General features: G+C 57.7%; 7 protein-coding genes and 2 pseudogenes. 4 read left to right on the top strand and 5 right to left on the bottom strand.

Features of this window, described 5'->3' with window-relative positions; translation table 11 throughout:
* Positions 1-11: 11 nt before the first annotated feature.
* The gene (locus tag GSQ90_RS29335; RefSeq protein ID WP_158818532.1) at positions 12-695 is read left to right on the top strand and encodes a TetR/AcrR family transcriptional regulator; all 684 of its coding nucleotides are present in this window, start codon (positions 12-14) and stop codon (positions 693-695) included.
* Between the two features lie 89 nt (positions 696-784).
* The gene (locus tag GSQ90_RS29330; protein ID WP_158818531.1) at positions 785-1693 is read left to right on the top strand and encodes a LysR family transcriptional regulator; all 909 of its coding nucleotides are present in this window, start codon (positions 785-787) and stop codon (positions 1691-1693) included.
* A 149-nt stretch (positions 1694-1842) separates the two neighbouring features.
* Here the strand turns inward: GSQ90_RS29330 and GSQ90_RS29325 are convergent, their stop codons facing one another.
* Together GSQ90_RS29325 and GSQ90_RS29320 are read right to left on the bottom strand one after the other, a co-directional pair.
* Positions 1843-3279, bottom strand: coding sequence for a hypothetical protein (locus GSQ90_RS29325; RefSeq protein ID WP_158818530.1), 1437 nt, complete (start codon positions 3277-3279; stop codon positions 1843-1845).
* 458 nt (positions 3280-3737) lie between these two features.
* Positions 3738-4580, bottom strand: a complete 843-nt coding sequence (locus tag GSQ90_RS29320; RefSeq protein WP_158818529.1) for an SDR family NAD(P)-dependent oxidoreductase — start codon at positions 4578-4580, stop codon at positions 3738-3740.
* Positions 4581-4852: 272 nt separating this feature from the next.
* On the opposite strand from GSQ90_RS29320, the gene GSQ90_RS32225 reads away from it, so the two are divergent.
* On the top strand, positions 4853-6709 hold the full coding sequence (locus tag GSQ90_RS32225) for an adenylate/guanylate cyclase domain-containing protein (RefSeq protein WP_158818528.1): 1857 nt from the start codon (positions 4853-4855) through the stop codon (positions 6707-6709).
* 283 nt (positions 6710-6992) lie between these two features.
* Here the strand turns inward: GSQ90_RS32225 and GSQ90_RS29310 are convergent.
* Together GSQ90_RS29310 and GSQ90_RS29300 are read right to left on the bottom strand one after the other, a co-directional pair.
* Positions 6993-7676, bottom strand: a pseudogene (locus tag GSQ90_RS29310) (molybdate ABC transporter substrate-binding protein).
* A 631-nt stretch (positions 7677-8307) separates the two neighbouring features.
* On the bottom strand, positions 8308-9306 hold the full coding sequence (locus GSQ90_RS29300; protein ID WP_158818525.1) for a hypothetical protein: 999 nt from the start codon (positions 9304-9306) through the stop codon (positions 8308-8310).
* Between the two features lie 524 nt (positions 9307-9830).
* Here GSQ90_RS29300 and GSQ90_RS29295 point away from each other — a divergent pair.
* Complete coding sequence (locus tag GSQ90_RS29295) at positions 9831-10376, top strand: lipocalin-like domain-containing protein (RefSeq protein ID WP_158818524.1); 546 nt, start codon at positions 9831-9833, stop codon at positions 10374-10376.
* A 1668-nt stretch (positions 10377-12044) separates the two neighbouring features.
* On the opposite strand, the pseudogene GSQ90_RS29290 reads toward GSQ90_RS29295, so the two are convergent.
* Positions 12045-12526, bottom strand: a pseudogene (locus GSQ90_RS29290) (IS110 family transposase); the annotation flags it as partial.
* Positions 12527-12630 lie beyond the last annotated feature (104 nt).

Below are 12630 nucleotides of genomic sequence, written 5' to 3'. Positions count from 1 at the left end.
GACAATCGGACATGGCGAGACGCGGCGATCAGCTTCGGGAACATATTCTGTGGACCGCCAAGGAGGTGTTCCTCGAATTGGGTTTCGAGCGGGCGTCGATGGATGTGGTCGCCGCCCGCGCGGCAACCTCGAAGCGATCGCTGTATGCGCATTTCGAAAGCAAGGAGAAGCTGTTCCTCGCCGTCATCGAACTCGTGCGCGGACTGTTCCTCCGCAGATTGCGGATGCCGGGCGACTATCCAGGCCCGCCGGCGGAAGCCCTGGTCATGTTTTGCGGCCGATATCTCGAGACGCTGCTTTACGAGAGCTCGATCCAGATGATTCGCTTAAGCGTGGCGGAGACCACGCGGTTTCCGGCCGGCGCCGCGCAATATTTCGACGTCATATTTATTGAGGCGCACACGCGTCTGAGCGCCTATCTGAAGACAATGTTTGGATTGTCCGCCGCGCTTAGCGAAGAGATGGCGCAAAAGCTTCTCGGCCAGATTCTCCACCCGCGATTGGCGCGGGCGCTCTTCGGCTTGGACCCATTGGCCAAGACCTTCGACCGTGAGTCGCCGTCGCCGGACTTTGACCTGAGACAAATCCGTGAGGCTGTGGCGGATGTGATGCGCGCCCTGGAGCGACATTCACCCACAGGGGCGAGCGGGGTCGCGGCGCGCCCGCTGGCGCATTCTGGTCGGAAGGCGCGGTGACGCGCCTTCCGTCAAATCAGCAAAGGCGCCGCCGCCGACGCTCGCGATAATATGGTATAATCCGTACAGGTTGTGCGGAGCGGCGAACAATGAAGGCTGACCTGGGCGATCTGAACGCCTTTGTGGCGGTGGCGCGCGCCGGCGGGTTTCGCGAGGGCGCGCGCGCCAGCGGCGCCAGCGCGTCCGGGCTCAGCGAAGCGGTGCGTCGTCTCGAGGCGCAGCTCGGCGTCAGGCTGCTTAACCGGACGACGCGCAGCGTCGTCCCGACCGAAGCCGGTGAGGGCCTGCTGGAGCGGCTCGGTCCGGCCTTGACCGAGGTGGAGGCGGCCCTCGACGTGGTCAACGGCTTTCGCGACAGGCCGGCGGGCGCGTTGCGCCTCAATGTGCCGGTCAGCGCGGCGCGGCTGGTGCTGCCCCGCATCGTTCCGCCGTTCCTCGCCGCCTATCCCGACATCCGGCTGGAGGTGATCGCCGAGGAAAGTTTTGTCGACGTGCTCGCTGCCGGCTGCGACGCCGGCATCCGCTATGACGAGCGGCTGGAGCAGGACATGATCGCCGTGCCGATCGGGCCGCGCGTCCAGCGCCTGGCCGCCGCCGCCTCTCCGGCCTATCTGGATCGCCGCGGCCGGCCGGTGCACCCCCGCGAGCTGCTCGGCCATGCCTGTCTGCGCGGCCGCTTTCCCAGCGGCGCGATGACGCTGTGGGAGTTCGAGCGCGACGGCGAGGCGGTGCGGGTCGATCCGACCGGGCCGCTGATCGTGACCGCTGGCGGCGCGATCGATCTCGCCGTCGACGCCGCGATCGCCGGCGCCGGAATCATCTCCCTCTTCGAGGACTGGCTGCGCCCGCATTTTGACAGCGGCGCCCTCGAACCCGTTCTGGAACCCTGGTGGGAGAGCTTCTCGGGGCCGTTCCTGTACTATCCCGGGCGGCGGCTGATGCCTGCGCCGCTGCGGGCGTTTGTGGACTTCATCAAGGCGGCGGCTGACCAAGCTTGACGCCCGCCGTGATAGGCCGATCTCAGTGAGGTCGACGCGCGGCCCTGTTGCATGGGGTTTTACGCCGTCATAAAACTTCGGCTGCTGGTGTGATCTCGATTGATGAGCCCAGCCGCCGCCGAGCACCGCTTGCATTCGACCCCCACACGTCAAAAACATTTGGTAGCTTGGGGTCCACCATACTGACGAATGTACATAACGAGTGTATACGCCCTCGCACTCAGTCCTGGGGTCAGGAACTGGGTGGCGGCGGCTCGAACGTCGTCTGGAAATCGCCCATCGTAACTTTCTAAATACCGGCAAATCGGAAACGCATGACCGGCGAAGAAGATCATATCCCGGTCGCTACCGTGAACAATCGCTCTCGCCGCGTCCAACAAATAGGGCTGCTGCTGCACTCGCGTCAAATATCGCGCAAGACTGAACGCAGCCATAAGTCCCTCAGGCGATCCTGAGCTGATGTAGGATGCCGTGGTAGCGGATATTTGCTGAGTCAGTTCCTCGCGAGGCGAAGCCAAGACGTCGGTGGCGGTGTTTAGCGCTCCCTGACGAAGAGATACCCCTGTCTCGTAAACGCTTCGGGCTTCATGTCGGATATGGCTGTCCGAATCAAATATATATCCCTTGGAAACATTCATAAGACGAGCCCCATCCTTGGGTTCAGACTGCGCCTTCGAGAAATCAGCGAGCCCCACGGCTGCCATAACCGATGCCGCGTAGCCCAAGCCGGCGTCTGGACGGTCGGCAGGCAAGTGCGGGAACGTTTCCCCTTCGAAATTCGCGCCGGTAAATATCAGCTCTTCCTCGCCCTTCGAGACGCGATAGACCTTGATCTGAGTGAAATTCAGAGAGTCGAACTCCGGCCGAATAAACTTTCCCAATATCGTTTCGGAAGAGATCAGGAAGTGATCGGATGATTGATCAAGGGGAGCCGCTGCGTCGCATTGGTCAAACGCGCCGACCGATGCGTACGACAGCATCGAAATGATCTCGTCTCTTTCAAGACATGACGTACCTGTGACGAGGCTAAGGAGCTCAAGGGGGTGTTCCTTATCCGGAACTCTTCCACTCAGCAATCCCAGTGGCCGGTCCAAGGCTGCGAGCCATATGCTTTTAGCGGAGGCGTCATAAGGTCCAAATCCTTTGACGACAATCGGGATACTTGCTTCCGCCAATTGTGGATATGACTTGGAAGCGCTTTGCGACAGGAACAGCCTCATGTCTTTGCGACCGGCTTCCAACCGAATTGTTTCACTTGCCAACTTGGCCGCGAGAACGCGGCGGTTGTAAGCGCCCACCGACGGGATCAGAACCGTGGCTGCAACAAATAAGACAACAAATAAGATTAGCAGGCCCGGTCGCCCATTCGCGGCAAAGACAATCGCCGCGATTGCCGTAAGAATAGAACCGATAATTAGGATCGGGAGCAGGCCGGCCACACCGATTGCGGCGGCGGTTGGATCGATCCGATGGTTTCCCCCAAGAAACGCAATGAACAACGCGTATAGGAAGCATAGGCCAAGAAGGCCAAACAACATGTCCAGCGCAATTTTGGACATGAAGGACATTCTGGCGGGCTCACTCATGGAAGCGTCTCTTTGCGGGCATGTCGCGAGAAATATCCTCGAAGGCGCCTCATGTCCTGTTCGTTGACAGGGGCGCATTCAAAGAACCACTTCCCCATCGGTTTCCACATTTGCGCAAGAAAGGATTTTTGAATTCCGAAGACGCCTGGCAGCACCTAGCTCGCTTGGGGGGATTGGTTAGGGCCGACATAATATCTCGAATAGACTTTTCAGGACCGGTCATTGAGCCGGCACGCGATGGCTCGGCCGGGCAAGTTGCTGTTGTGGCTCGCTGATCCTTCCGCAGCCTGACGTCGTGATTTCTTGGAGCCGCGAATTAGATTCGGAACCAGCGAATGGCTCTTTGGTGGGCGGTTCATGACGAAATCGGAATTTAGCCAATCGCGCGGTGCTCGGAAGCGATCTGTAGGCGACTTTTGGGAGCTTCGTTAAGGTGCGGCCACGGCGACGGCGTTGAACTACAACGAAGCAGCCGCCGCTTTGATGCGGTTGCTCATCTCGGCGCGGCCGGCGACCATCGTCGACCAGCCTCTCGTCACGCTCGTCATGCCGCCATCGATGATCAGATCCTGTCCGTTGACAAAGCTCGATCCATCGCTGGCGAGATAGACGGCGGCTCTGGCGATATCGTCGGTCGCGCCGGCGCGCGGGATCGGCTGCACCGTGGCGAATCGCTCTTTCACCAAATCCGTCACTTTGTCGGCCTTGGAAGCCTCGACGCCGGCGAGCTTGCCAAAAATTCCTGTGACGATGGCGCCCGGCGAAATGCTGTTGACGCGAATGCCCTTCTCCCCGAGTTCGGCGGCGGCCGACCTTGTAAACGCGAGCACCGCGCCCTTCGAAGCGGTGTAGATGTGGCCCGACATGCCGCCGCGATGGGCCGCGACGCTGGCGATATTGACGATGCTGCCGCTTTCCTGGGACAGCATCACGGGCGCCGCATGTTTGACGGCCAGCATGACGCCGCGGACATTGACGGCCAATATCTGGTCGATCGTCGCGGCCTCCATTTCGGCGACGCCGGTAATGGGGGCGGGGACGGCGGCGTTGTTGATCAGACAATCCACCCGGCCAAACGATTGCAATGCGGCTTCGACCATCGCCTTCACATCGGCTTCGGACGACATATCCGTACGGATGAAGCGGACGCCGAGGCGCTTCTCGAGAGCCTGGCCCTCGGCGTCGCGGCGCGCGGCGACAACGACTTTGGCCCCTTCCTCGACGAAGAGTTCGACAATTCTTTCGCCAATGCCGCTTGTTCCGCCCGTGACGATGGCGACTTTACCGTTGAGAGCGCCCATTTTCGTTTCCTCTGTCATGCCTGCGGACTCAATACTCCATGGCCCTGGAAACGAGAACCACGCCGGAAATGTTCTGAACGTCGTTCTGTCTGTCGTAGGTCATCCTTTGGGATAACCTGTCACAGAAATTACCGTGTCTCACTTACGGGGTGCAGTCCACACCTGTCACCGTAATTCGAGAGGCATGGCGTCAATGTCGTGAAGCGACCATTAGCCGCCACTCGGGACTGCTCGGCCTTTGTGTTATTGTGCATCGTGTCTGGAGGGGCACGATGGTCGAGACCCGCAAGATCGCCGCGATCCTGGCCGCCGATGTCGTCGGCTTCAGCCGTATGGCCAGCGCCGACGAGGATCGCACGCTGGCGCGGTTGCGGGCGCTGCGCTCCGACCTCATCGATCCCACCGTCGCCGGCCAGAACGGCCGCGTGTTCAAGCGCACCGGCGACGGGGCTCTGGTCGAATTTCGCAGCGTCGTCGAAGCCGTGCGGTGCGCCATTACAATTCAGAACGCGATGATCGAACGCAACGTCGGCATGCCGGCCGATCAGCGCATCGACTTTCGTATCGGCATTCATCTCGGCGACGTGGTCGAGGAGAGCGACGGCGACTTGATGGGCGATGGCGTCAATATCGCGGCGAGGCTGGAGGGGATCGCCCAACCCGGCGCGATCTGTCTTTCCGAGGACGCCTACCGGCAAGTGAAGGGACGGCTCGATCTCGCGGTGACGGACCTCGGACCGACCGTGCTGAAAAACATCGCCGAGCCGGTGCGGGCATATTCATTGCAAGTCGGCATGCCCGCGGTGGCGCGGCTCGCGACGCAAGCCAGGGCGCCCGAGCCGAAGAAACGATCGATGCTGGCCCCGCTCGTCGCCGGGATTGGCGCGCTCATCGTTGTCGTCGGCGGAGCCTGGTATTTCCTCGCCGGAAGCCGCCCTGCGGCCGCAGCGCACCTTTCCGTTGTTGTGCTGCCCTTCATAAATCTCTCGGGCGACCCCGCGCAGGACTATTTCGCCGATGGCATCACGGAGAACCTGACGACCGATCTGTCTCGCATCCGCGATAGCTTCGTGATCGCGCGCAATACGGCGTTCACATTCAAGGGAAAGAGCGTCGACGCCAAGGAGATCGGCAAGGAGCTTGGCGTTCGTTACGTGCTCGAAGGGTCAGTGCAACGCGATCAGAACCGGGTGCGCGTCAACGCGCAACTGATCGACGCGGAAACCGGCGCGCATCTCTGGGCCGACCGGTTCGAGGAAGACATGGCCGACCTGTTCAAGCTGCAAGATCAGGTGGTCGCGCGATTAGCCAATGCGTTGAATTACCAACTCATCCGGGCAGACGCGGAGACGGGACCTCACTCCAAAAACCCAGACGCTATCGACCTCGACATGCGCGGCAACGCAGCGATCTGGCGGTTTTCGCAGCAACCGACGAAGGATAACGCCATGGCCATTCGCGCCTTGTTCGAACAGGCGTTGAAGATTGATCCTGATGACGCGCAGGCGTTGGCCGGCGACGCGGTGGCCTATCAGTTCGAGCAGTCTTTGGGTTGGGGGAACAAAGAGACCGATTATGAGGCAAAGATAATCGGGCAAGCCGACCGAGCCATCGCGATCGCGCCCGATACGATGTTCGCTTATACGGCAAAAAGCCAATACTTGTCGCACACGGGCCGCGTGAATGAAGCGCTCCGCGTCGCCGACGCCCAGATCGCGGCCAATTCAAACTACCCCTCGGGATATGCAAATCGTGGTCAAGCCGAGATCTATTTGGGTCAGTTCGAACAAGCAATATCCGACTTGCAGCAACCCATGCGTCTCAGTCCACGCGATCCGAGAATCGGCTGGTATCACGATTTGACGGCGCATGCCGAACTTGGCCTTGGACATTTCGACGCGACGATCGAAGAAGACAACAAGGCGATCGACGCCGGATACAAGACCTTTTGGCCTTACCTCAATTTCGCTACCGCGCACGTGCTCAAAGGCGAGATGGACGACGCAAAGACAGCGGTTGCCGAAGCGCTTCGCCTCAATCCCAAGCTCAGCATCAAATTCTTGCTGGGGCTCGGTATACGGGCGCAGTTGATCGACGCGCTGCGCAAGGCGGGGCTGCCGGAGGAGTGAACGCGCCGCCGCTTACGGGCGAAGCTGACGATGATCCTCGCCGTGTCGACGAGGGGTGGACGAACGTCTGCAATCCCCCAACAGCAGCCGACCCACCAGTTGATCTGAACTATGGTTGTAGCCTTTACCGGTAGGGCGCATCGAATCCGCCTTGCGACGGCGTCGATGACCAAACAACCTTACCAAGGCGGAGCCGCCGCGGAGAAAGGTCGGCGCCGCATGCAATCTTTATCATATAGCGAATCTGGGTTTTGTCGGAATCGCAATGGCGTTAGCCGCCGATTTAGGGTGCAGCCGGAAGCATCGGCTCGAGGCCTTTGGCTTTCAGGACGGCCCGTGAAGCAGGGTCAGTTAGCGTGTCAATGAATCTCTTGGCCGCTTCCGGGTTTTGGGAATGGATACTCACCCCCGCGGCGAACACGGTGTTCAACTGCAATTCCCGCGGAAACGGGCCGAGAAAAACGGTCCCTTCGACCGGCAACAGCTCAGGAATTTGCTGCACCCCTATCGCAATTTCGCCGCGCGCGACGAATTCGGCGACACGGCCACTCGGTCCCAACGTGGTCTTCGCTCGTATCGCGTCGGCGATTCCAAGCCGTTCCATCAAGCTCTCGAAATAGAGTCCGCTCGTACCCTCAGTTGATCGGATGATCGATTTGGCGCCGAGCAAGGCCTGTTTGAAGCCCTCTTCGGTACTAATATCCGGCTGGGGAGCGCCCCTGCGCACGACGAGCCCAAGCCCGGAACTCGCGAGAACGGCCTGTGTTTCAGGCACGATCTTGCCCTATTTGATAAGGTCATCCAGCACGGCGCGGGTTACGATCGCAACGTCAAAAGGGGCTCCCGCCTCGATTTGCCGCTTAATGACGTTCGAAGGATCGAGACCGAATGTTACTTTGAACCCGCTCTCATTCTCGAAGGTCGGGGTGAGAGCTGTCAGTACTTCCAGGAAGGCGTGCGTGCTCACAACCCTTAGTTCCGCGGCTTCCGTTCGCACGGGCAGCATAGACGGGATCGTGAACCACAGAAATGCGACCGTGATTAGCGTACAGCCTTTCATGACGGCCCACCCCCTAACGGTGTATTGCGCCCTTTTACCGGGAATCTGAATTAAGTCGAATGTTCGGTTTGCGGGGACTTCCATTAGCCAGTGACGTCTCCTTTTATTCTTTATGATGCGGCATGATGGTGACAGGCGCCCATTTCTCCATTTTCTTCAAAAAAGGGAAATACGCACCTGTCACCGTAATTTGCACACGGCATTCAAGCCAACTCTTGTAACTAGAAATGCAACCGAAGTTTGGAATGGCTCAACGAAGCCATCTCTCTCACGCTGCACAATAAGAGTTCTGCGAATTGCGGCCTCAGTGGCACCAAGTCTCACACTCGCCGCGGTCGTGCGCCCTTCTGCTTTCACGGTCGACGGCGAATTGCCCAAATCAGGGCAGCAACCGCTGAGACCAGGATGGCGACGGCATTGATCCATTCGGGCGTCATCTTCAAACCTCTCTCCGGTGATGATTTGGAGTGAGGCCACATCTCTTGAGACTCCGCAGGGGATGACTATTGGATATCCCCCCTCGATCGGTGAATAATACCTACGAGTCCTTTCGCTTTGGACGATATTCCTTCCGAGACCCTCGTTGCTCGAACAACACCTTGATATGCTTCGCGATCCACTTGGGGTCGTCACCGCTTTTTCCCAGGTTCGGCTTTCCCCTGAATTCGTCAGCGACGAGACGAGCGCATTTGGTCAAGGAGATATCGCCTTCGGCCGCGATGATCTGACGCGCCATGTCGCGTATCGGCTCTGTGGCTAGAACACTTTTGGCATGACGAGCATTGGCCGCTTTTGCCTGATGTACCTTCGAAGCCTTCCCACGTATCGCTGATTCCATCAGCATGTTCTGGCCCTCTGCGCGCGCCATGATATAGCCAAACGCCGCGAACGCCGCTTCATTCCCGTCGCGCGAAGCCATCGTGAGCACCATGAAAGCTGTTTTGTAGTCGGGGTCGATGTTCGTGCGAGGCTCCGGCCACTCCGATACCGGCCTGTCGAGTAGACCGTCGATGTCGCTGACACCGAGGGCTTTTTCAAGCTTCGCAATCATGCTGTCGTAAGCAGCAGAATAGTTGCCTACATCGATCAACTGAGCCGTGGCACTCCGTGGGAGTAGGACGAGAGGGCGCGTCACCTCTTTCGTAACTCCACGCGCATCTCTTACGGACAGATATGCGCGCTTCCCTTCGCGCTCGCCGTCAAACGCGAAATCGGCATAAGGTGTCTTGAATTTGGCCGTTTCGATGCGCGCAATAGAGATCAGACATCCTGGCTTGGCCTCAACGATTTCGCTCTCACTGGCGAGAACTTCTTCCGCGAAGAGTTTCCTCCAATAAGATGGCGTCCAAGGAAACGCGATCTCCGGCCCATAAAGCGCTGCAACATGTCCGTGGAGTCCGAGAGGATAGACTGGTCGCCAAACGGACTTGTCAAGCTCGCACTGCATATTGAACATCACACCATCGACGGTGACGACTTCATTCACGTCGAAGGCCCTACCAAGCAGATAGGCGCGGCGGAACTGGGCGTCCGCCATTCGCGTCGAATGCACTGCGGGATGCCGTCTCACCGTCGAACGCCTGTTGGACTTTTCGTAAAGCCGTTGTTAGCGAGCCTTAGGTCGGTTGAGATTTCAGGCGTAAGGGTAACCGCAAAACCCGCGGTCGAGATCATATGGTCGCTACCCAACATATTCAATTTCCCAGAAGCATTCGACGCGAGACCGCGCGAGGGGGGCAATATGACAATTAGAGCCGAAATCACGCCTCGCCGGAAGGTCCTGGTGATTACCTAGCACGTGAAGCTGGGATCGATGTCAGCGGGTGGAATGATGTTAAGGGTGGTAAGGCGAAGGACGCAGCTAATCCCAAATATTGCTACGCAGCTTTCAGCGTGCCAAATTCAGTTGCGTTTCAGGAGAACATTCACCGCCCGCCTCGGTGGCGGAAAATGGCCCAACCAAGCCATTTTTTCTACGTCGCACAAGATAACTTCTGCGACTCAAGCGGCCTTGCGCGTGCTAGTGCACCTCACTCTACAAGCCCCAACGGGAGGACGCGGATGCGGCGGAACGACCACGGCCATGGCAGCTCAACCCGCCTCGCAACGAAATTCGCGTGGCTGGCTATCATAGCGATCTGTGTGATGGCGCTTGTCGGGGTTGCCGGGGTGGCGCTCGCTGACGATAATCCGCTGCTCGGCACTTGGAAGTTGAAGTCATTCGTGCGCCAGGACGCCGCGACCGGCGAACGCCGGCCCGCGCTCGGCGAGCATCCCGAGGGCTATCTCGGCTACGCGCCCGATGGGCGCATGTACGCGCTATTCGCCGCAGGAGGCCGCATAGTTCCCGCTGGCGACCAGCCAACCGACGCGGAGCGGGTCCAACTGCACAGGTCCATGGTTTCTTATGCCGGGACGTACACGATCGCCGGCGACAAGGTTGTCCATCACATCGATATTGCTTGGAACAACGCGCGCCTCGGGTCCGATCAGGTTCGATTCTTCAAGCTTGACGGCGACAGGCTGACCCTCACGACTGAGCGCAACAAGAGCCCCATCGATGGGAGCGAAGGGTTCGGCGTGCTTGAGTTCGAACGAGTCAAGTAACTCGCGCACCGTTACCGTAATTACGGTGACACGCCCGTCTTTACCTTATAACGCGCCTTCTGTTATCTGCTTTCTAATTAGTTAAATACGGGCGTGTCACCGTAACCTCGACTTCCGAAAAGCGTGAGTCCCGTAGCCGTCTTCGAGCGTGGCGCTCAACTTCTTCGACGAATTGATGCTCAATTCTGAGCAATCGTTGTTCAAATGAATCGCTTCCGGCATTGCAGCTCACGTGTTGAGATCGCGCATCGGTAGTCGCGAGCTATTGCGAAGCAGCGGTCGTGCGTGACAGAGGGGACGCTGACAGGTGGCTCGGTCATTCGGAACGTTCTCGACAAGATGGCCGCGTGACCACCCGATGCGCGATCGGGCAGGTCCGGGCGAAGAGAATGGAGATTTGCTGAAATGTCGCCGTGTGCTGTGGCACAGCGCGCACGATGAAAGTAGAACGCTGAATTGGTGAAATCAGTTCATGTCACCGTAATTCCGGAACAGTGAGGGCGAGTTACCCCGTTCGATCGACGCACAATTCCGAACATCAGCTATTAAAAAGGGGGCTTCCGTTAGGCGAGAGCAACGACCTAATAGCGGCTTAAGTTTGAAAAGCTTTAGATTTTGGCGCGGAATTCTGGAGTGGGCGTGGTGGCGGAATTGGCTAAGGTCTGGCGGGGGTGGTTGCGAAACGCCAACGGACCGTTTTTCATTGGATCATTCAGGGGCGGCAATTGTATCGTGGGCTCTGACGGTGCAGTAGCTTTCCCGGTCGGGGCGACGCGATGAGTGCCTTCAGCGAACCCTTGCCTGTCAGAGCCGCCAGCGAGCTTGAGCGGCGTAAGGCTCTAGGGCTTCCGCCCGCTGCATCTATGGGTCTGACACTCCAATCGCAGTTCTCTTCCGGCTTCGCCAATCGGTTGACGCGCCGCCGCAGCCACATCTATCAAACTGGCCATCTTCCGTTCGTCGGCGTATGCGCCGATGGATAGAACAATGCGAAAGAATTATGCACTTTACTGGTTCAGATTATTTTTGTGGCTAGCAATGCTGTATCCCGTTTTTGTACTATTTATGTTCTTGTTGGCAGATCCTCTTGGAGATTTTCTCGATACCTTATTTATTAACAAGCCCATTTCACATTTTGCATTTATAAATAGAGAATTTGGGGTATTTTCGAGTAAATACCCAGGCAATGGAGAACTGTTTTTGTTGTTTAGAATATTTGATTTTACATTTTCAATTTGCCTTGGTCTAACGATGATTAGGATAATTTATGGTCTGATAGTGATTAAATTTCTCGACAATATATTTGTACGTATGTTTTCTTATAACAAGACCGTCAAGCATATATTTACTATCGCTCAGCTTTTCGTGCTCAGCATAATTTTATTTGGATGGGGATTATTTCTTATGACGAACATTAATCTACAAATGAAAGTAGATACGCTCGTCAGCTTATCAAACTACTCGGCGAAATTTTATCTTATATTGCAATTATGCTGTATTTCTGTTTCGTTATGGTTTTTGTCAGATTTATTTATCAGAATCGTTTGGTTAATTTTTCGAAGGAACCTAGTGGGGTTACTAGTGGGGTTTAGTGGGGTTACGGTGACACGCCCGTATTTAACTAATTAGAAAGCAGATAACAGAAGGCGCGTTATAAGGTAAAGACGGGCGTGTCACCGTAATTCCGATCTCGCCCAAATGCCCGCGGATGCCGTTAAGCAATTGCGTGCGTTGCGCAACCAGCATCTCGCGCGCCTTGTGGCGCATCAATTGCGCCTGGTTCTCGATCGAGCGCACGGCGACAAACCGCATCGAAGGCCGTGTCGCCGCCTCACAAATCGCCGCCGCGTCCGCCGCGTCGTTCTTCTGCCGCCGCACGTAAGGCTTGACGTAGGCCGGCGGCATGATCCGCGCGTCATGGCCAAGCTTGATCAGTTTTCGCGCGCCCAATGATGGGAAGAGCCACAGGCCTCAAGCCCGACCAGGCAGGGCGGCAATGAAGCGAAGAACTCCAGAAGCTTGTTGCGTTTGATCGCCTTGGTCACGACCACGCGCCCCGACGCGTCGACGCAATGGACCTGAAAAACAAGCTTGGCCAAATCCAGCCCAACACTCGTGACAGAAGACAAATCGGTGATAGACTTTCCCATGGACGGCGCTCCTTCAAATGGTCGCTTCAACGACAACCATTTTGGCACGGCTCTCAATCGAGCCAGATGCCGGTGCGGGCGCCGTCCACACCATCACCGTAATT

Origin of the sequence: Methylocapsa sp. S129 (assembly GCF_009765995.1) — a bacterium.
Classification (GTDB): domain Bacteria; phylum Pseudomonadota; class Alphaproteobacteria; order Rhizobiales; family Beijerinckiaceae; genus Roseiarcus.
This window is presented reverse-complemented; position numbering and strand designations above follow the sequence as displayed.

Coding starts and splice junctions, on each gene's coding strand:
- GSQ90_RS29335 (WP_158818532.1), top strand. CDS start 12: ATGGCGAGACGCGGCGATCAGCTTCGGGAACATATTCTGTGGACCGCC.
- GSQ90_RS29320 (WP_158818529.1), bottom strand. CDS start 4,580: ATGGGCGCTCTCAACGGTAAAGTCGCCATCGTCACGGGCGGAACAAGC.
- GSQ90_RS32225 (WP_158818528.1), top strand. CDS start 4,853: ATGGTCGAGACCCGCAAGATCGCCGCGATCCTGGCCGCCGATGTCGTC.
- GSQ90_RS29330 (WP_158818531.1), top strand. CDS start 785: ATGAAGGCTGACCTGGGCGATCTGAACGCCTTTGTGGCGGTGGCGCGC.
- GSQ90_RS29295 (WP_158818524.1), top strand. CDS start 9,831: ATGCGGCGGAACGACCACGGCCATGGCAGCTCAACCCGCCTCGCAACG.
- GSQ90_RS29325 (WP_158818530.1), bottom strand. CDS start 3,279: ATGAGTGAGCCCGCCAGAATGTCCTTCATGTCCAAAATTGCGCTGGAC.
- GSQ90_RS29300 (WP_158818525.1), bottom strand. CDS start 9,306: ATGGCGGACGCCCAGTTCCGCCGCGCCTATCTGCTTGGTAGGGCCTTC.